This window comes from Parasphingorhabdus sp. (assembly GCF_049667325.1).
In the GTDB taxonomy this organism is placed as follows: Bacteria; Pseudomonadota; Alphaproteobacteria; order Sphingomonadales; family Sphingomonadaceae; genus Parasphingorhabdus.
Genome location: NZ_JBATHY010000073.1, coordinates 12,129 through 31,901 on the forward strand (window position 1 = coordinate 12,129; position 19,773 = coordinate 31,901).

19 protein-coding genes, 1 tRNA gene and 1 pseudogene are annotated in these 19,773 nt (G+C 54.5%); 16 read left to right on the forward strand and 5 right to left on the reverse strand.

The window, feature by feature from the left end; genetic code table 11:
- Window positions 1-336: 336 nt before the first annotated feature.
- The 12 genes and pseudogenes from rpsB to rpmE form a co-directional block, all read left to right on the forward strand.
- Window positions 337-1,083: pseudogene (gene rpsB, locus WBM93_RS03840) on the forward strand (30S ribosomal protein S2); the annotation flags it as partial.
- Window positions 1,084-1,527: 444 nt separating this feature from the next.
- Window positions 1,528-2,451, forward strand: coding sequence for a translation elongation factor Ts (gene tsf, locus WBM93_RS03845; protein ID WP_424428386.1), 924 nt, complete (start codon window positions 1,528-1,530; stop codon window positions 2,449-2,451).
- Between the two features lie 119 nt (window positions 2,452-2,570).
- On the forward strand, window positions 2,571-3,293 hold the full coding sequence (gene pyrH, locus WBM93_RS03850) for a UMP kinase (protein WP_424428389.1): 723 nt from the start codon (window positions 2,571-2,573) through the stop codon (window positions 3,291-3,293).
- Between the two features lie 18 nt (window positions 3,294-3,311).
- Window positions 3,312-3,869 (forward strand): ribosome recycling factor, encoded by a 558-nt coding sequence (gene frr / locus WBM93_RS03855; RefSeq protein ID WP_424428391.1) that lies wholly within the window; start codon window positions 3,312-3,314, stop codon window positions 3,867-3,869.
- Window positions 3,870-3,874: 5 nt separating this feature from the next.
- Window positions 3,875-4,633: an isoprenyl transferase gene (locus WBM93_RS03860; protein ID WP_424428435.1), complete on the forward strand. Its 759-nt coding sequence runs from the start codon at window positions 3,875-3,877 to the stop codon at window positions 4,631-4,633.
- Between the two features lie 2 nt (window positions 4,634-4,635).
- Window positions 4,636-5,439 (forward strand): phosphatidate cytidylyltransferase, encoded by an 804-nt coding sequence (locus tag WBM93_RS03865; RefSeq protein ID WP_424428394.1) that lies wholly within the window; start codon window positions 4,636-4,638, stop codon window positions 5,437-5,439.
- The gene (locus tag WBM93_RS03870; protein ID WP_424428397.1) at window positions 5,436-6,596 is read left to right on the forward strand and encodes a 1-deoxy-D-xylulose-5-phosphate reductoisomerase; all 1,161 of its coding nucleotides are present in this window, start codon (window positions 5,436-5,438) and stop codon (window positions 6,594-6,596) included. Before WBM93_RS03865 ends, WBM93_RS03870 begins: the two co-directional genes overlap by 4 nt.
- Window positions 6,593-7,717 carry an RIP metalloprotease RseP gene (rseP, locus tag WBM93_RS03875; RefSeq protein ID WP_424428400.1) on the forward strand — a complete coding sequence of 375 codons (1,125 nt, stop codon included), beginning with the start codon at window positions 6,593-6,595 and terminating at the stop codon, window positions 7,715-7,717. Before WBM93_RS03870 ends, rseP begins: the two co-directional genes overlap by 4 nt.
- Before the next feature lie 140 nt (window positions 7,718-7,857).
- A complete protein-coding gene (bamA, locus tag WBM93_RS03880) occupies window positions 7,858-10,506 on the forward strand; it encodes an outer membrane protein assembly factor BamA (protein WP_424428403.1) in 2,649 nt (882 codons plus the stop codon).
- Window positions 10,506-11,153: an OmpH family outer membrane protein gene (locus WBM93_RS03885; RefSeq protein WP_424428406.1), complete on the forward strand. Its 648-nt coding sequence runs from the start codon at window positions 10,506-10,508 to the stop codon at window positions 11,151-11,153. Before bamA ends, WBM93_RS03885 begins: the two co-directional genes overlap by 1 nt.
- An 11-nt stretch (window positions 11,154-11,164) precedes the next feature.
- Complete coding sequence (gene fabZ / locus WBM93_RS03890; RefSeq protein WP_424428409.1) at window positions 11,165-11,623, forward strand: 3-hydroxyacyl-ACP dehydratase FabZ; 459 nt, start codon at window positions 11,165-11,167, stop codon at window positions 11,621-11,623.
- 110 nt (window positions 11,624-11,733) lie between these two features.
- Window positions 11,734-11,964 (forward strand): 50S ribosomal protein L31, encoded by a 231-nt coding sequence (gene rpmE, locus WBM93_RS03895; protein WP_424428412.1) that lies wholly within the window; start codon window positions 11,734-11,736, stop codon window positions 11,962-11,964.
- A 34-nt stretch (window positions 11,965-11,998) separates the two neighbouring features.
- Here rpmE and WBM93_RS03900 read toward each other — a convergent pair whose 3' ends face one another.
- The 5 genes from WBM93_RS03900 to WBM93_RS03920 are packed head-to-tail and all read right to left on the reverse strand — an operon-like array spanning window position 11,999 to window position 16,237.
- Window positions 11,999-12,946 (reverse strand): biotin-dependent carboxyltransferase family protein, encoded by a 948-nt coding sequence (locus WBM93_RS03900; RefSeq protein WP_424428415.1) that lies wholly within the window; start codon window positions 12,944-12,946, stop codon window positions 11,999-12,001.
- Entirely contained in the window at window positions 12,943-13,614 is a 672-nt protein-coding gene (locus WBM93_RS03905) for a 5-oxoprolinase subunit B family protein (protein WP_424428418.1), read from the reverse strand. The genes WBM93_RS03900 and WBM93_RS03905 overlap by 4 nt, the downstream gene beginning before the upstream one ends.
- A complete protein-coding gene (pxpA, locus tag WBM93_RS03910; RefSeq protein WP_424428438.1) occupies window positions 13,614-14,360 on the reverse strand; it encodes a 5-oxoprolinase subunit PxpA in 747 nt (248 codons plus the stop codon). Before pxpA ends, WBM93_RS03905 begins: the two co-directional genes overlap by 1 nt.
- A gap of 5 nt (window positions 14,361-14,365) precedes the next feature.
- The gene (locus tag WBM93_RS03915; RefSeq protein WP_424428421.1) at window positions 14,366-15,577 is read right to left on the reverse strand and encodes an Nramp family divalent metal transporter; all 1,212 of its coding nucleotides are present in this window, start codon (window positions 15,575-15,577) and stop codon (window positions 14,366-14,368) included.
- An 18-nt stretch (window positions 15,578-15,595) separates the two neighbouring features.
- Window positions 15,596-16,237, reverse strand: a complete 642-nt coding sequence (locus tag WBM93_RS03920; RefSeq protein ID WP_424428424.1) for a prolyl hydroxylase family protein — start codon at window positions 16,235-16,237, stop codon at window positions 15,596-15,598.
- A 107-nt stretch (window positions 16,238-16,344) separates the two neighbouring features.
- On the opposite strand from WBM93_RS03920, the gene gspJ reads away from it, so the two are divergent.
- The 4 genes from gspJ to WBM93_RS03940 all read left to right on the forward strand — a co-directional run bounded on the left by gspJ (window position 16,345) and on the right by WBM93_RS03940 (window position 19,300).
- Window positions 16,345-16,959 carry a type II secretion system minor pseudopilin GspJ gene (gspJ, locus tag WBM93_RS03925; protein ID WP_424428427.1) on the forward strand — a complete coding sequence of 205 codons (615 nt, stop codon included), beginning with the start codon at window positions 16,345-16,347 and terminating at the stop codon, window positions 16,957-16,959.
- Window positions 16,956-17,951: a type II secretion system minor pseudopilin GspK gene (gene gspK, locus WBM93_RS03930; protein WP_424428429.1), complete on the forward strand. Its 996-nt coding sequence runs from the start codon at window positions 16,956-16,958 to the stop codon at window positions 17,949-17,951. Before gspJ ends, gspK begins: the two co-directional genes overlap by 4 nt.
- A 90-nt stretch (window positions 17,952-18,041) precedes the next feature.
- Window positions 18,042-18,118: transfer RNA gene (locus WBM93_RS03935), tRNA-His, on the forward strand.
- Between the two features lie 129 nt (window positions 18,119-18,247).
- Window positions 18,248-19,300 carry a Leu/Phe/Val dehydrogenase gene (locus WBM93_RS03940; protein ID WP_424428432.1) on the forward strand — a complete coding sequence of 351 codons (1,053 nt, stop codon included), beginning with the start codon at window positions 18,248-18,250 and terminating at the stop codon, window positions 19,298-19,300.
- Window positions 19,301-19,773: the final 473 nt, after the last annotated feature.

The following is a 19,773-nucleotide window of genomic DNA, read 5'->3' on the forward strand; positions in this document are numbered from 1 at the left end:
TTTAACGGCCTACTTGATATGGGACGTGGGCATCATTACCAATGAATTCTTGGAATAATGAAATGACAAAAACGCTATGCCAGTTTATGCGGCCGCGGAGCACATGAGCAATATCGGCTCGTCTCCCGTCAGATATCTGCAATCAATTTGACTCAGCATGTTGTTGGCTCGCTCGCGTTCCGGTCATCGCCAGTTTAGGGTTGCATTCTGCTCCGCTTCGCCTTAACGGCACGCTCATTCCACATGGAAAGCACTCATACCGGTGCCAATAGCGGTCTTTCAGGCCGTTCGAGGTTCTCAGCTTTCCAGAGGCATAACCGGATAAGGAGAAATATTATGGCGGCCCCTGTCGTCACCCTACAGCAATTGATTGAAGCCGGAGCGCATTTCGGCCACCAGACCCACCGCTGGAACCCAAAGATGAAACCGTACATCTTTGGCGCCCGCAACAGTGTCCATATTCTAGACCTTTCGCAGAGCGTGCCCTTGTTCGCACGGGCGCTCGATTTTATCGCCAATGCCGTTTCGGCTGGCGGCAAGGTTCTTTTCGTCGGTACCAAGCGTCAGGCGCAAGAGCCGATCGCTGAAGCAGCCCGCGCAAGCGGCCAGCATTTTGTCAACCATCGCTGGCTCGGCGGCATGCTGACCAACTGGAAAACCATTTCCAACTCGATCCGCCGGATGAAAACCCTGGAAGAACAGCTCGGTGGTGACACCGCTGGCTTTACCAAGAAAGAAGTCCTGCAGATGACGCGCGAGCACATCAAGCTGGAGCTTTCGCTTGGTGGTATCCGTGACATGGGCGGCATTCCTGATGTCATGTTCGTGATCGATGCCAACAAGGAAGAACTCGCCATCAAGGAAGCCAATGTTCTGGGTATTCCGGTTGTCGCGATTCTCGATTCGAACGTTGATCCAAGCAACATCGCTTTCCCGGTACCGGGCAATGATGACGCCGCACGTGCAATTCGCCTCTATTGCGAATCCGTTGCGGCTGCCGCAACCAAGGGCGGCCAGGACGCTTCGGTTGCAGCTGGCGCAGATCTCGGAGCAGCTGTTGCTCCTCCGGTCGAGCAGATTGTTTCGAGCGAAGCAAATGCAAGCGCAATGGCTTCCGGCGAAGAAGCTGCGGTGGCCGAGATTGCCGAAATAGCGGCAGAAATGGCACCGGCTGAAAAAGCTCCCGCTGTAGCTGAACCCAAAGCGGAAAAGGCTGCCGTTGCGGAGAAACCTAAAGCAGAAAAAGCTCCTGCTGCGGAGAAACCCAAAGCGGATAAAGCACCTGTAGAAAAACCTAAAGCTGAGGCAAAAGCGGCTCCAAAAAAGGCTGCCGCCAAGAAAGCGGCTACCAAAAAGCCGGCGGCCAAAAAGACTGCGGTTAAGAAAGATGACGCGAAGGCCGACGAAAAAGCCTGAACTTGAAGCATCTTTCTGCGGTCTTATATTGGCTGCTACGAGAAATAATCGGGGCGACTTCAATGTCGCCCCAATTTCGCATTTCCCCGTCAAGAAATTGAGGAACAAATAATGGCTATTACAGCAGCAGCAGTGAAAGAACTGCGCGAGCGTACCGGCGCTGGCATGATGGATTGCAAGAAAGCGCTGAACGAAACCAATGGCGACGTTGAAGCGGCGGTTGACCTGTTGCGGACCAAAGGTCTTGCTGCGGCGCAGAAAAAATCTAGCCGTACAGCGGCTGAAGGTCTTGTCGGTGTCGCGGTCGAAGGCACCAGGGGTGTCGCAGTTGAAGTGAACAGCGAAACCGATTTTGTTGCCAAGAATGACCAGTTTCAGGATTTTGTTGCCAAGGTAACAGGCGTGGCACTTGGTCTGAATGACGATGACGTCGAAGCGCTGGCCGCTTCGGATTATCCGACTGGCGGAACTGTCAAAGACGTATTGACCAACAATATCGCGACGATCGGTGAAAACCAGGCGATCCGCAGAATGAAAACGGTTGCGGTCTCCGGCGGTCTGGTTGTTCCTTATATCCACAATGCGGTCACCCCGACGATGGGCAAGATCGGCGTTTTGGTTGCGCTCGAAAGCACCGCTGGCGCTGATGTTCTCGAACCACTCGGCAAGCAGATTGCGATGCATATCGCCGCTGCATTCCCGCTGGCTCTGAACGCAGATGGCCTCGACCCGGAATTGCTGGCCCGTGAGCGCGCAATCGCTACCGAAAAGGCCGCCGAATCCGGCAAGCCGGATAATATCATCGAAAAAATGGTTGATGGTGCGATGGCAAAATTTGCCAAAGAAAATGCGCTGCTCAGCCAGACTTTCGTGATGGATAACAAAACTCCGGTCGCGCAAGTTGTCGAGCAGGCTGGGAAAGCGGCTGGCGTAGAAATCAAGCTTACCGAATATGTCCGGTTCCAGCTTGGTGAAGGCATTGAGAAGAAAGAAGAAGATTTTGCAGCAGAAGTTGCTGCTGCGGTTGCCGGCTAATCGAGCAACAGTTTGAATATTTCAGGCGGTAACGCTTGGCAGCATGGCGCGGACTATCTATGGTCTGCGCCATTGTTGTTTTTGAGGCCGGGCATTGAGTCCGGCGGGATAGGATTTGCATGAAACGACCGGCGTTCAAGCGGATATTGCTGAAGCTTTCTGGTGAAGTCCTGATGGGATCGAATGAATTCGGAATCGACCCGGAAACGGTCAACCGTATCGCGGCCGAAGTGAAATCTGCGAAAGAGGCGGGTTTCGAGCTTTGTCTGGTCGTCGGCGGAGGCAATATTTTCCGCGGTTTGGCCGCTGCCGCAAAGGGCTTTGAACGGACTAGCGCGGATTATATGGGCATGCTGGCGACGGTGATGAATGCGCTTGCTGTCCAGAATGCGCTCGAACAAATGGGCTGTGACACTCGGGTCTTGTCCGCAATCCCGATGGCGAGCGTGTGCGAGCCGTATATTCGCCGCAAGGCCGTGCGCCATCTCGAAAAAGGCCGCATCGTTATTTTTGCCGCGGGAACCGGCAATCCCTATTTCACGACAGATACTGCAGCGGCATTGCGCGCAGCGGAAATGGGCTGCGAGGCGCTTTTCAAGGGAACGAGTGTCGACGGCGTATATAATGCCGATCCGAAAAAGGACCCTGCCGCGACACGCTATGAGGAATTGAGTTTCGATCAGGTTCTGAGCGATAATCTGAAGGTCATGGACGCCAGCGCCGTCGCGCTGTGCCGCGAGAACAAGATACCGATCGTGGTATTCTCGATCCGCGAGCAAGGCAATCTGGCGACCGTCTTGGGTGGCGGTGGTACCGCGACCATGGTCGGAACATCCGAATAATATTTAGGGGAAACAGCAATGGCACAATATGACAAGGCCGATCTGCAAAAGCGGATGAATGGCTCGCTGGAGGCGCTCAAACATGATTTGAGCGGTCTGCGCACCGGCCGGGCCAATATAGCGCTTCTGGATACAATAACGGTTGAAGTCTATGGCTCAAGAATGCCGCTCAATCAGGTTGCCACCGTATCCGTACCCGAACCACGCATGTTGTCGGTCCAGGTGTGGGACAAGGGAAATATACAGCCCGTGGAAAAGGCAATCCGTTCCGCTGGCCTGGGATTGAACCCGATGACGGACGGCCCCAATATCAGGCTGCCAATCCCGGATCTGACCGAAGAGCGCCGCAAGGATCTTGCCAAGCTGACCGGCCAATTTGCCGAAAAGGCACGCATCGCAATTCGCAATGTCCGGCGTGACGGCATGGATGACCTGAAGGCCGACGAGAGCAAGAAGGAAATCAGCGAAGATGACCGGAAACGGCTCGAGACCGAAGTTCAAAAACTGACCGACGAGATGATTGCCGAAGCCGACATGCTCGCTGACGCAAAAGAGCAGGAAATCCTGACCCAGTGAAGCTCGTGCGTTCCAAGAACGGTGCTGTAGATCCGGTGCCTGGTGTCACCGGCATAGCAGACCCGATACACGGTGTCCGTCACATCGCAATCATCATGGATGGCAATGGGCGCTGGGCAAAGCGCAAGCATCTTCCACGCGCACTGGGCCACAAGAAAGGTGTTGAGGCGGTCCGCAATATTGTCCGCGTGGCCGGAAAAATGGGCATCGAGGTGATGACGCTCTATGCCTTTTCATCGGAAAACTGGAATCGTCCCGAAGATGAAATCAGCGATCTCATGGGATTGCTGCGCCAGTATATCCAGTCGGATATCAATGAATTTGTCGAAAATGGCGTGCGGTTGAAGGTGATTGGCAATTACAAGGCGCTGGAAGCCGATATTGTCGCGATGATCGATAATGCGATCGAAAAAACGGCACAGAATGACAAGATGACTCTAGCCGTCGCGCTGAATTATGGCGCGCAAGACGAAATGTTGCGAGCGGTCCAGCAAATTGCGACAGCCGTAAAAAAAGGTGCCGTGGAGCCTGAAGAGATCGGTCTCGATCATATTTCCGGTGGCTTGGATACTGCAGATCTGCCGCCGCTCGACTTGCTGATCAGAACATCGGGCGAATTGCGCTTGTCTAATTTCCTCCTGTGGCAGGCAGCCTATGCCGAACTATATTTTACCGACACGCTGTGGCCGGATTTCGACCAGAAAGAGCTTGAGAAAGCTTTGAAATCATTTGGAGATCGCGAGCGAAGGTTTGGTGGTCGCTGAGCATGGATGAACCTGCTGCTCCGACACCCGGCAAATCGAATGAATTGCAAACACGTATCATCGTAGGCGTGCTGCTGATTGTGGCAGCGTTGCTGGCGGGATATTTTGGCGGCGCGCTTCTCTGGTTGCTTGTTGTACTCATGGCGCTTGGCATCATGAGCGAGTGGGCCGGGTTGACCGGGCGGCACAAAAATCGCCGGCTGGCAATGTACGCGCTGTCGGTACCTTTGGCGATCATGTCGCCGTGGGCTGCCGGGGCATCATTTCTGGGCCTCGGTCTGATCTTGGGTGCGGCGATGTTTGTCGCGGTGTTCGACCGTTCGCTCAAACTCGCAGCGGGCGTGATTTATGCCGGTCTTCCGGCGCTTGCGATCCTCTATTTGCGCGATATCGACAATGGCATATTGATCATGCTCTGGACCCTTGCTCTGGTCTGGGCCACCGATATCGGTGCTTATTTTTCCGGTCGTGCGATCGGCGGGCCAAAATTGGCACCGCAGTTCAGTCCCAACAAAACCTGGGCCGGTCTGGTTGGTGGCGTCGCCCTGACGGCGGTCGTCAGCTATGCCCTTCACATCTATTGGGGGCTACCTTTCTATCTGGTGCTGCTGAGTATCCCTCTCGCCGGTTTGGCGCAAATGGGTGATCTGTTTGAAAGCTGGCTCAAGCGGAAGGCGGGCGCAAAGGATAGCGGGACCATCTTCCCCGGTCATGGCGGCGTAATGGATCGTCTCGATGGCTTGATTCCGGTTGCACCGGTTGTGGCTGCGATCATGCTTGCAGAATATCTGTCTACGTTATCATGACAAAATCGGTATCCATATTTGGCGCGACAGGATCGGTAGGCCAGTCGACGCTGGACCTTATCCGCCAGCATCCGCAAGACTTTAATATCATTGCTCTAACCGCCAATACCAATGCGTCCCAGCTAGCCGCCCTAGCCAAAGAATTTTCCGCAGAAATTGCGGTTGTCGCCGACGATTCAGCTTATAAGGAGCTTGAACAGCAACTGGCAGGAACGTCGATTCAGGCAGCAAGCGGACCGGACGCGCTAGTCGCCGCCGCCGCTATGGGTGCAGACTGGACGATGGCGGCGATTGTGGGTTGCGCCGGATTGCCGCCAACTCTCGCAGCCCTGCGCTGCGGAAAGACGGTTGCCCTGGCCAACAAGGAAGCCTTGGTTTCCGCTGGTGCGTTGATGATTACAGAGGCCCGGATGGCAGGAGCAACCCTGTTGCCCGTCGATTCAGAGCATAATGCAATATTCCAGGCGTTGCAGGGCGGGCGGATCGATCAGGTCCGCAAGATCACCCTGACCGCCAGTGGCGGCCCGTTTCGCACATGGACGCGCGAGCAGATGGCCGGCGTGACGCCGGAGCAGGCGGTTGCACATCCCAATTGGGACATGGGCGCCAAAATCTCGGTCGACAGCGCGACGATGATGAACAAGGGGCTCGAGCTGATTGAAGCCCATTATCTATTTCCGGTCGGTCTCCAAAATATCGAAATATTGGTGCATCCACAGTCGGTTATCCATTCGATGGTCGAATATCACGACCGCTCGACGCTGGCCCAGCTTGGCTCACCGGATATGCGAATTCCCATCGCCAGTGCGCTGGCCTGGCCGGAACGGATGACCACCAATTGTGATCCCCTCGATTTGGCCGACATTGGCACACTCGATTTCGAGTTGCCTGACGAAGACCGTTTCCCGGCAACCAAGATCGCCAGAGCTGTCATCATGGCGGGCGGAGCGAAACCGGCTATGCTCAATGCGGCGAATGAAATTGCCGTCGCTGCATTTCTCAATCGCGCGGTTCAGTTTCTGGACATCACAGAGATTGTAACGCGGCTGTTAGATAGTTATAGCCCGCCGGAACCGAGCGAGTTGGCGGATATTTTTGCGATAGACAAAGAGACGCGTGTTCGGACCGAGCAACTGGTCGAGGAATTGAAGGTTTGACGGAAAATCCGGGTATTTTGCTGACGCTTCTGGCGTTTCTTATCGTCATTGGTGTGCTCGTGTTTGTGCACGAGATGGGTCATTATCTGGTTGGCCGCTGGTGCGGTGTGAAGGCGGAAACCTTTTCCATCGGCTTCGGCAAAGAGATCGCTGGCTGGACCGACAAGCGCGGGACGCGCTGGAAGGTCTGCATGTTGCCACTGGGTGGCTATGTCCAGTTTGCGGGAGACATGGACCCCTCGGGCATGAAGAGCAAAGAATGGCTCAATCTGCCGGCGGCGGAACGCAACCAAACCTTCCAATCCAAATCTTTATGGCAGCGCGCCGCGATTGTTGTTGCAGGCCCGGCGATCAATTTCATCTTCGCCATTCTGATCATCATGGGTTTTGTCATAGCCTATGGCACGAGTGCTGCTTTGCCGGTAGCACAAGAAATTTCGGAAAATTCGACCGCTTCGGCAATTGGCATGAGACCCGGTGACAGAGTCATCTCCGTTGCCGGAGAGAAAATTGACCTGTTTGAAGACCTGCAGCAGAAAATAATGCTGATTCCTGATCAAAATGTGGAAATTGTCTACGAACGGGATGGCGAGGTGATTGCCAAACAGGGCAAGATTGGCGTCAATATTCTAAAAGACAGGTTCGGCAACGAATTCCGGCTTGGTTTGCTGGGAATGTCATCCAACAAAGTGGAGTGGCGGGAAGTCAGTCCGATAGAGGCTCCTGTCGTCGCGGTGGAGAAGACCGTTGCGATTGTGAATCAGATCACCACCACCCTTGGCCAAGTTATCACCGGCAGGCGTTCCATAAAGGAGCTTGGCGGTCCGCTCAAGATTGCGCAGGTTTCCGGCGAACAGTTCAAGATGGGCCTTGAAACCTTCATTCTGTTTGTAGCGCTGATCTCAATTAACTTGGGGTTCATCAACCTGCTGCCAATCCCGATGCTGGATGGAGGGCATTTGATGTTCTATGCGATAGAAGCGGTCCGGCGAAAACCGGCCAGCCCGAAATTGCAGGAATGGGCTTTCCGGTCCGGATTTGCGTTGGTCATGGTGTTCATGCTGGTGGTGACATTCAATGATTTATCGTCTTTTGGCCTGTTCCGGGCGCTGTCCGGATGATTGACCATTGATTGACTCGCTGCATTGGGGCAGGGGGTTCGCGAAGTTGGTGCGTTGGTGTCAATTTGATTTTATTTTTGGTTTATGGTGTGAAAGCGAGTTTGTCTGTGAATCATAAAAAGCGGCTTTTGCCCTTACTGATGTGTGGTACCATTTTGGGTGGCACGGCTGTTCCTTCGCAAGCACAGGAATCGGCGCAAGCTGCCCCCGTGATTCCGGTCGAGGACACGATAAAATCCATTGTGGTCAATGGTGCCCAGCGATTGGAACCGACCACGGTCTTGTCCTATATGCAATTGCGCGTCGGACAGACCTACACGCAGGAATCGGCCGACCAAGCCTTGAAGGATCTGTTTGAAACAGAATTGTTCAAGGACGTCAGTATCAGGAACAACCAGGGCGCGGTTGTTATCGATGTGGTCGAGAATCCGGTGATCAACCGCATATTGCTGGAAGGCAACAAACGGATCAAGGAAGACAAGATCTATCCCGAGATCCGGTTGGCCCCGCGACAGATATTTACACGATCGAAAGTCCGGGCCGATGTCGCTCGGATAGTCGAACTATACAAGCGCAAGGGCCGTTTTGCGGCCAACGTAGAACCCAAAATGGTTCAACTGGACCAGAATCGCGTTGATATTGTCTTCGAGATCAATGAAGGGCCCAAGTCCAAGGTCCAGCAGATCAATATTATCGGCAACGAGGAATTTTCTGACGGCAAACTGCGCGGTGAAATGGTCACCAAGCAATCCCGCTTTTATCGTTTCTTCAGTTCCAGCGACACCTATGACCCGGATCGCCTGGCATTTGATCAGCAGAAGCTCCGCCAGTTTTATCTGACCGAAGGATATGCGGATTTTCGTGTTATTTCAGCCGTCGCAGAACTCACGCCAGACAAGCGCGATTTTATCATCACTTATGTGGTAGAAGAAGGGGAGCGCTATCAGTTTGGTGAAGTATCGGTCGAAAGCGATATCCGCGATTTTACCCCGGAATTCCTGACCCCTCAGCTTCCCATGAAAGCAGGAGATTTCTACAACGCCAAGCAGGTTGAAGACACGGTCGAACGGCTATCAGAAACCGCCGGGCTTTTCGGATATGCTTTTGCTGACGTCCGCCCGCAATTCACGCGTAACAAAGATACGCTGACCATGGATATCCTGTTCCAGGTAGCAGAAAGCGATCGGGTGTACGTCGAACGGATCGACATTAACGGAAATACCCTGACCCAGGACAAGGTTGTGCGCCGGGAATTCCGTCTGAACGAAGGCGATGCGTTCAACAGTTTTCAGGTCAAGCGATCTGCCAACCGCATCAAGTCGCTGGGATTTTTCCAGGAAGATCTGGAAATCGAGCAGAAGCAAGGCAGCGCTCCCGACCGGATCATCCTGGAAGCGAACGTTGAAGAAAAGGCAACCGGCGAACTGCAGCTTTCGGCAGGTTTTTCCAGCGTCGAGAATTTCATTCTCCAGGCCTCCGTCAGGCAGCGAAATTTTCGCGGCAAGGGGCAAGAGCTCCGGGCTAGTGTCAGCTACTCAAGTTTTTCACAATCCATCGAACTTGGTTTTACCGAACCCTATTTGTTTGACCGGAATATTGCTGTCGGTGCAGATATTTTTCGTCGTGATTTGAACAGCTTCAACTTCGTCAACAATAACCGCGAAACTACCTTCGAGCAGCTTACAACCGGTTTCCAAATCCGGGCGGGTGTCCCGATTACCGAATATCTTTCTGCATCACTCCGCTATGGCCTCAGCCAGGATGATGTGACGCTGGAACCAAGCTTGTTTTTCACCGACAGCAATGGTGACAACATACGGGGTAACAGCACGGCAGATGTCTGCGATCCGCTGGTCGCCGGACGTTTCCTTTGCGATGCGCTGGGGAATCGGACAACATCTTCGGTGGGTGCATCACTCATCTATGATGACCGGGACAATCGCATCCGTCCTACCCGTGGTCAGTCGATCGTCGGTAGTGTTGATTTTGCAGGCCTGGGCGGTAGCGTCAAATATCTCCGTGGTCGCCTGAATGCGTCAAAACACTGGCGGGTTCTCGGCGACTTTATTTTTACGGCTAGCGGCGAAGGCGGATATATCCACCCGTTGAGCAATCGATCTTCGGCTTCGGGCGATGGCATTGACGATGTTCGGCTGACCGACCGCTTCTTCCTGGGTGAACCTCAAATCCGCGGCTTCGATATTCGTGGCGTGGGACCACGTGTTGTTCGCTCAACCACCATTCCGGGACTGGATGCCAACGGCAATCCGATCAACGAGATTGTCGAAGTAACCAACGGCCGCCAGACCGATGACGCTATCGGTGGCCGTGCTTATTATCTGGGACGGGCGGAGCTTGAGATTCCGCTGGGTTCCGGTGCACGTGAACTGGGTTTACGGCCTTCCATTTTTGTCGATGTCGGTGCCGTTTTCAAAGTGACCCAGCCGCTACTTTTGACCGATGCTCAAACTCAGACATTTTCCTCGATCGACAGTCAGGGTAACCCGTCGCCAACGGGAGTTGCTGCACCGCTTTTCCTTACCACCGATGCAATGGGTGCGGTGGCAACGACGTTCGACGCGGTAACCGGCGGCATTGCCAACCCTATAGCTACAAGCTTCACGGAGCGCTTCTTTGGTGATACGATAAGCCCGCGTGTATCAGTAGGCTTTGGCGTGAACTGGAATTCACCATTCGGTCCGTTCAGGATCGACATAGCCAAAGCCCTGTTGAAAGAGCCGGGCGATGATACAAAACTTTTCACATTTAACGTAGGAACACAATTCTGATGACCACTATTTCCAAAATGATTCTGAAATCAGCTGCAGTTGCTATTGTAGCGATGACTGCGCCCGCCTTGATGTCTGTGCCCGCGATGGCGCAATCAAAGACCGGCATAGCAATGGCCAATTACGAAGCGGCCGTGGCCAGATCACAAGCCTTTACGGTGGCCATGACCCAGATGCAGACCACATATAAGTCTGACATTGACGCGGTTAATGCACGAGCCGCCGCGCTACAGGTCGAAATCAAGCCGCTGGTGGATGCCTATAATGCAGCGGTTCAGCAACCCGGTGCTACTCAGCAATCTGTTCAGCCTCAGGCACAGGCATTGCAGGCAAAACAGCAATCTGGCCAACAGGAAATCGCTCGGCTTCGGCAAAGAATAAGCATCGCCACGAGTTACGTCGAAGAACAGATCGCGATGAAGCTAGAGGCAGCAATCAAGGCCACCATGAAAGCAAAAAATGTTGATATGGTCCTTTCTCCGCAAGCCATTATCGCGCGCGAACCTTATGTTGATATCACCGATGCAATCATTCTGGAATTGAACAAGCTGATTCCATCTGCATCGATAACGCCACCAGCTGGATGGCAACCTGGTCAAGCCGACCAACCACAACAGCCACCAGCGGCCCAGCCAGCCAGTCGCTGATAGTAACGTCGATGACCGAACCTCTCAACTATGATGTAAGCAGGGTGATGGCGGTGTTGCCGCACCGCTATCCCATGCTTCTGGTTGACCGGGTAGAAGAGCTGGTAAAGGATGAATCCATACGGGCGATCAAGGCCGTCACGATAAACGAAGGCTTTTTTCAAGGTCATTTCCCGGGTCGGCCGATCATGCCCGGTGTCTTGATTGTCGAAGCTCTGGCGCAAGCCGCCGGCGTTTTGGCGATGGAGAGTTTTGATATGGTCGGGTCGGGCAAGCTGGTCTATTTCATGGCTATAGACGGTGCGAAGTTCCGCCAGCCGGTTGAACCGGGCTGCTTGCTGTCCCTGAACGTCAAATTTGAGCAAAAACGCGCACGTGTGTGTAAATTTTCCGGACAGGCGATGATCGGGGACAAGCTGGCTGCCGAAGCGAATTTTACCGCGATGATCGCCGACCCTCCCGCAACATAAGCTTTTACAAAAGAATCTTGCCCTTTTGACGTTCGGCGGTTAATGCGCCGCTTCCGTTAAATTTATTCGCTTTGGGTCTGGTCGGAAACCAGCCCGCTTAGGAGCCGAAAATGAAATCCGATACGCATCCAGACTATCACATGATCAAGGTCCAGATGACCGATGGTTCGACCTTTGAAACCCGTTCCACATGGGGCAAAGAGGGCGACACGTTGCAACTCGACATTGATCCGTCTTCGCACCCTGCTTGGACCGGCGGCAACCAGCGCCTTCTCGATCAAGGTGGCCAGGTGGCTCGCTTCAACAAGCGTTTTGGTGGTTTGTCGCTCAAAAAGAGCTAGTCGAGGGTTGAGGCTATTGGATAGCCTGAACTTTTTACCACAATTTGATCTGGCCTAGCCAGGAAGACAGCAGGGATAGTTTTTCCTGATATATTTCTGTGGCTCGTTCTGGCGTGGTTCGCACAAGCTGGATCCGCGAACCTGAACTCAACTGTCCGATCAAATGCCGGTCGGCTCGGATGACTTGCGCGATCCGGGGATAGCCTCCGGTTGTTTGCGCGTCGGGACCGAGCAGATAGGGATGGCCGCTTGGCGGTAACTGGATCGTTCCCGGAAAAACCGCAGCACTGGGCATGTTTGAAGATTCGCCCCCCACAAGAGGCTCCCCCTCGAGCTCTATGCCCATCCGATTGGCGCGTGCTCCGATAGTATAGGGCTTTAGACACAGATCAGCCAATAGCCCGTCATGTAAACCGCTTGCTTCCGGGCCCGGCGTGATCCGTAGTACATGGTCATTGCTGTAGCGCGGCCGCAGGCTTTCTGGCGTAGCTCGATCTAGGTCGATGTGTTGAGTCTCGTGCGAGAACGTAATCACATCCCCGGTCTCGAGTGCCCGCCCGTGAAAACCGCCAAGACCTGCGGCCAGATAGGTTGACTGGCCGCCTAACAAGCAGTCTGCGCCAATTTCTTCAGATATCGCCAAATAAGTCCGGCATCCTGGACGGCTCGAGCCGATATGGAGCTTGTCGCCTATATCCATCCGCAAAGTCCGATGCTGAGGATGGTCTTTGTCGTTAATCCGGACATATTCCGCGCCGCCCACTACTCCGATCGAGCAATGCGCGTTGATCTCGAAAATAGCATCGGTCAGTGTTATTTCGAGTGCGATCTCGCTAGAGGACTTGCCGACGAGGAAATTTGCCAGCGCTAGCGAAAGGCAATCGGCTGCGCCTGCAGCCGGCAAGCCGAGATGCCGATGTCCGGCAAAGGGCGCGCCCTGCAAAGTGGATTGCAGCCCGGCTTTCAAAACCGCGATGCTCATTCATCGGTCTCCTGCTGCCAGCCCTTAAAAGCCTCCTTCGAAATGGACTCGAACCGGATATCCTGTCCGGCAGAAAGTAAGGCTGGCTGTTTTTTCGAAGGATCAAACAAGCGGAGCGGTGTCCGGCCGATAATTGGCCAGCCGCCGGGGCTATCGAAGGAATAGATGCAGCTTTGCCGACCAATGATCCCGATTGAACCAGCGCTGACCAATTGTCTTGGACTGGCAAGTCTGCCGATGGCGGGCGTGTTTTTGGTGCTTTCGAGATAAGCAAAACCTGGCATAAACCCCAACATGGCCACGCGATGCACCTGCGAAATATGCCAGGACGGCAAAGTGTCTGCAGCAATGCCGAGTCTGTCGGCAATATCGTCGCGATCAGGAGCAAATTCCGCGTCATAACAGACGGGAATCGTTACTGTGGAACCAGAGTTACCGGCAATGCGCGTCAGATTGGTCAGATGTTTCAACGCTATTTTGCCTGCGTCTTCGGGCGCGACAAGGGCAGGGTCGAACTGGACCGCTATGCTGTCGATGCCCGGGACGATTTCCGACCAGTGAGCATGGGCAGACAGAGCGCTTTGTGCTGCGATGACAGATTCCCAGTCGGGCAATCCTATACTAATCCAGTCATCGCAGATGTGGATCGTAGGGCGAGTTTCAGACACTATCCGGCATGCCCGATAACGATCCCGGCTTTTTCCAGAGCCACGCGCACCCGTTTTGCGGTTTCCAAGGCGCCATCACTGTCCGAGTGGAGACACAGACTTTGGGCATTGACTGTCAAGGCCGTTCCGCCCTGCGTTGCCAGCGCGGTTCCTTTCGCCAGTGCGAGTCCCTGGCGAATCCGGTCATCTTCGTCTGCTATCACGGCGCCTTTCTGGCTGCGGGGAACAAGCCTGCCGTTTCCGGTATATTGCCGATCGATAAAGGCTTCGGCAATGAAGACAATGCCTCTCTCGGCGGCCCTTTGCTGGACGAGCGACCCTGGCATGCTGACGAGTGCCAGTTTCGCTTCGACGGCAATATCAACCAGCAGAGTGGACAAGTCCGGGTCATCCTGCGCGTCGTTATACAATGCACCGTGCGGCTTGAGATGGGTCAGTTTCACTCCCACGTCTGCCGCGATGGAGGTGATAAGATTTACCTGTCGTGTCAGGCTGGCTTCCAGATCAGCGAGCGATATATCCATCGATGTTCGGCCGAAGCCGGCACGATCGGGGTAAGAGGGGTGGGCTCCCGGCGCGATTGATCTGGCCTTTGCTGTCGTTAACATAGTCTGCATGGTTTTCGGAGATCCAGCGTGACCGCCACAGGCAATATTGCAGCTGGAAACGACGTCCATGATTGCGATATCGCGCGCGATGCCAGCTGGGCTTTCATCCTCGCCAAGGTCCGCGTTGAGATCGATCATGCAAGTCACGGCCAGAATCCCAGTGCGCGTGCGATTAACCGGAACCCCAAAGCGGTCGTGACAATCAAAATGGCTGCACCCATGATGTTGGCCTTGAGACCATTGGCATATTGTCCGAGTAGCTTCTTGTCATTGGCCAGCTTGAGCAAAAATATCGCAATGATCGGTAGCAACAGTCCGTTGGCAATCTGGGCAACAAATATCAGTTCAACCGGACGATATCCCAGCAGCGACGCGAACGTACCGAAAAGGATCACGATCAGCGCGCCGATCTGAAACGGTCTGCGCGAGCCCGAAGATTTGAAAATCTCCTGCACGATATAACCGGTCGCCAAGGGGGCGGTGATGGCGGAGGTCAATCCCGCTGCAAATAGCCCGGCGCCGAGCGTGAAGGTCGCCATGCTGCCGAACAATGGTGTCAACTGTTGGGCCATATCGACTGCATTTTCGATTGTCTCGCCGCTGCCAAACAGGCTGGCCGCTGCGGTTGCCAATATGGTCATTGACACCAGCCCACCGATACCGATCGATATCGTCGTGTCCAATTGCGCTTCGGGCAGTTGTTCTGCATCCCAGCGCTCGCGCACACTGGCCGCGTGAAGAAACAGATTATACGGTACAATGGTGGTGCCAATAAGCGCGATCGCGGTCAACAAGCCGCCATCGGGAATGGATGGAACAAAGCCTCGTAGCAGGGCCCCAAGATCCGGCCTGATGAGCAGAAATGTCAGAATGAAGGCCATGCTCATCAGCAGCACCAGCGCGATCAGGATATTCTCTATCCATTTTGGTTTGGTGAATATCAGCATGGCTGATGCGAACAGAGCGATGGTGATGATCACCGGCGCTATGCCAAAGCTCAATGGGCCGCCGTTAATCGCCTCCAGGCCGAGCGCGGCTCCGGACATATTGCCGGCCTCATAGGCGGCATTGCCTAGCACGAGAGCGGAAATCAGAAGCAAGGCGGCCAGGGCACGTACGATCGGAGATACGATGGTTTTCAGCATCGCTTCGGCCAGACCGAGCTGCGTGACCAGCGCGATGCGGACAGCGAAGGACTGAAGGATGATCGTGGTGATCGTCGCAAATACGAGCGCCCACAGAAGCGCAAATCCGAAGTTCGCTCCCGCCAATGTACAGGCAGTGACGGTACCCGGTCCGATGAAGGCGGCGGAAACCATCATTCCGGGGCCAGGGCGATAGCGACTAAGTTTCATTGTCTTTGTGCAACCTTTTCAATCGGTCCATGGCCAGGGTTTTTCGCGATACCATTTTGTTATTACATATTTCGTGCCACTGCGGACCTTCATGCCATGGTGAAGCGTCCAGTTGTTGACGCTACCATCACCATTGCGGTTGTTCCAGCACAGCATCGTTCCTGTTTCGGGGGTGAAGCTCTTCTTGAACTGCGGAAAGCGGGTCGCTCCTCCCGTACCCGGTTCGTTGAGATAAATCATGAATGTCCAGGTTCTCTGGCCAGAGATCGAGCAATATTTTGCGAAATCTTCTCCCGCGGGGTCGAAAAAATCCGTGTGCGCCTTGAATTCCTGACCAACAGCATAGCGTTGACCCTGGAGAGGTTCGCCAAAGATTTTATCTATATCGGCATAGCGACAGATTTTTTCGTCAATCTCCGCCACGAACGTGTCGGAATGGTCGAGGTCACAGGTTTCGCTGGTACGGAAATAGTCATCGCCATTGGGGTCGGCGATGGTCGATGGCCGGCGTTTCTCATCAATCAACGCGATCAGCTTTTCGCATTCGACACGATTCAGGAAGTTTTTCAAAATGCAAAGCTCGATTTCCTTGCGCGGAAACCGCTGCACTTGTCCCAACGCCACAAGATAGTCGGCCGATGTATTATTGGCATCTGTCATGTGAACGTCCAAAACTGCCTCCTGTCACCCTATGTGACGATAAATGAATCGCCGTTGATCGCAACCGCTCTTTGCGGCTGGAGCCAATTTGAATATAAGCGCAGGCGATGGAACAAAATTCCGCTTTCTCCTGCAATCGTAACGGCTTCACTCTGGTCGAGATGATGGTCGCGCTGTTCATTTTTGCGATGTTGTCGATGGCGGGCGTGTTCATGCTGCGATCCGCTGTTGACAGCGATGAGATTACTGCTGAAAATCTCGGTCAAATGGCCGAAATGCAGCGCTTTGTCTCGTTGATGGAAGCTGATTTGAGTCAGGCTTTGCCCCGCACCTATCGTGATGAAGGTGGAAGTCAGATGCCGGCATTCGCCAGCGAGCCAGACGGGCCGGAGGCGGCTTTCCTGAAATTTACGCGGGGCGGGCAGAGCAATATCAACGGCGAGGCGCGATCCAATCTGGAGCGGGTCGAATATCGCATGATCGACGGTAATCTGGAGCGATGGCGATACCGGATGACCGATGGCGGTTCGATTGATCAACCGGCGGTTCTGATCTCGCAGGTTGGTTCGCTGACATTGCGTTTTCGAGACAAGCGCGGCCAATGGTCCGGTGGCTGGCGAACCGAGAGGCTAGTTGATTTACCACGAGCAATCGAAATCCGGTTTGAACGGGGAGGGCGCCCATACCGCCATCTATTCCTCGTCGGGACCGGCTATTTGTGAGCAATCCAGAGGAAATCGGAAACCGAAAAGAACGCGGCGCTGCACTGTTGACAGTGTTGTTGCTGGTCGCGGTTATCGCAATATTGGCTGCCCACGGGATAGACCGGCTGGCCGGCGCCACCAAATTGGCCTCCAATGCGCGCGAACTGTCACAGGCCAAAGCATATCTTATCGCCGCTGAGTCCATCGGGATACGGTCGGCGGAGCAAATTGTTTCAGCCTCTCCCGGCCGGACAATCAATGTCGGTGGCTGGAACGGCCGGGAGCAAAAATTTCCGGTGCCCGGGGGGATATTGACTGCGACGCTCGCGGACGGGGGCAATTGTTTCAACGTCAACAGCCTCGTGGCTCAACAACAAGCAACTCTGTCGGCAAGGCCGCAGGGACTTGCTCAATTTTCGCGGCTGATGATCATGCTGGGCATATTGGACGGTGATGCCGCAGATATTGCGGAATCGGTTTCCGACTGGATCGACACCGACACCGTGGCAGCACCGCGCGGTGCCGAGGATCAATATTATTTGCAGCAAGACAAACCCTATCGCACCGCCAATGCTTTGATGGTTGATGTAAGTGAATTGCGGACGATCAAAGGCGTGACAAATGATATATTCGTTCGCTTGGCGCCGTGGGTCTGTGCATTGCCGACGACCGATCTCTCGCCGATCAATATCAATACGTTGCGCCCGGAGCAGGCGATATTATTGGCTATGCTTGGAGGGGTGCCCTCCGATCTTACGCCCGCGCGGCAATTTCTGGGGCGGCGCCCGGAACTCGGATTTGCCAGCCTGAATGATTTCTGGGCGCAATCCTATCCCGCCAGCCTAGGTGCAACGGCCGAAGTCCAGAGCCAGATCAAGCTGACAACACGCTGGTTCAGGGTCGACCTGACGGTCGAGATGCAAAATGCGCTGGTCGAGGAGCGCGCGTTGATCGATGCGGCACGGCAACCGGGTCGCCTTGTCCATCGCCAGCGCGGGGATGCGCTTTAATTCAAATTTGCTCCGCTAAATGCTTGACGATTGCTACCGCCTATCCCTATGCACCGCTGCGCAATGCGGCTATAGAGTGCGCGGCTTGTGGCGATCGTAGCTCAGTTGGTTAGAGCGCCGGTTTGTGGTACCGGAGGTCGGGGGTTCAAGACCCCTCGATCGCCCCATTTTTCCCGAGAAGTAAAAGCAGCATAAGGCTATCACCACCTGGCCATGTCGGGAAAGACTCTCTTTATTTGTAATTAAATTACAGCTATGAGATATTTAATTACACCAATTTTCTAGGAATTACCGCCATGAGCGTGATGTGGGATTTGCCGGATTTTGATGACCATGAAGCGGTCCATTTTTTCCATGATGTGGAGACCGGTCTCAGCGCGATTGTCGCCCTGCACAGCACGCATCTTGGCCCCGGAGCCGGCGGAACCCGTTTCTGGCATTACGAGAATCGTGAAACGGCGGTGACCGATGTGTTGCGCCTATCGCGCGGCATGAGCTTCAAGAATGCGATGGCCGGTCTGCCGCTGGGTGGCGGAAAGGCAGTGATTCTCGCTGACCGCAATCGCACCAAGACACCGGAAATGCTTGCCGCTTTCGGCCGGATGATCGAGTCGCTTGGCGGTCGATATGTGACGGCGGAAGATGTCGGCATCACTGCTGCCGACATGGTCGCATTGACCAAAGAGACCAAATATGTCTCCGGCCTGCCGGTCAGCAATAGCGGCGAAGCCGGTGGTGACCCGGGCCCGTTTACGGCGATGGGCGTCTATCTGGGGGTGAAGGCAGCGGTGGCCCACAAGCTTGGTCGTGACAAGATGGACGGTGTCCATGTCGCGATCCAGGGCGTCGGCAGTGTCGGCGGCGGTCTCGCCCGGTTGCTCGCCAAGGATGGCGCGAAGCTGAGCATCGCCGACATCAACAAGGACCATGCTGCGGCCCTGGCACAGGAAATTGGCGCGACGGTCGTCGGTCTCGACGATATCATGCGGATCGAGGCCGATGTGTTTAGTCCCAATGCCTTGGGCGCGATATTGGATAAAGTTTCTATTGCCCATCTCAATGTTCCAATTGTTGCGGGCGGTGCGAATAACCAGCTGGCGACCCCTGAAGACGGACAGCGAATCTTTGACCGTAACATCCTGTTTGCCCCGGATTATGTCATCAATTCCGGCGGTATCATCAGCGTTGGCCTGGAATATCTCGGCGATGGCGATGTCAAGGAAGTAAACCGCCGGGTCGCGATGATCCCCGAGCGCCTGACCGAAATCTGGGAACAGAGCGCGTCACAGAAATTGCCGGATTCCGATGTTGCGGACAATCTGGCGATGGCCTTGATCGGACGAGGTTAAGCGTAGCCCGAACGCGACACAAATTGGCTGTTTTATTTTGTGTGACCTTTGCCCGAAAACCTTAAATTTTTAACGTTTCCCAACGGTCAGTTCGGTTCCGAGTGTGACCTTTCAATCCTCTGGGTAATCTGGCGGGGATATTATTCATGGGCGAGCATCGTCTTATGCAAATATCAAAGAGCCTGGCCTGCGCATGGCGAAGGACAGGGCAGAGAATAAGCGATCGAGTCTTGTGTAGGAAAGAAGATTTGATGAAATAACCGAAGAGAGCTTCACCAAAGCGCTCCCTTTCGTCCAAGTCTTCGATATGCTTGGCATGATGCCCGTCGGGAATTCCGATTATTGGTGATCCTGGACAGTCTCTGGCAATTTGGCGGCAGCTGTCCGGGCGGGTTTTTCAAATCCGTGCAATCCCATCCACCATTGCATGGCGATGATCGCGCCCTTGGCCGGTTGCAGCAAAGCGGCGATCA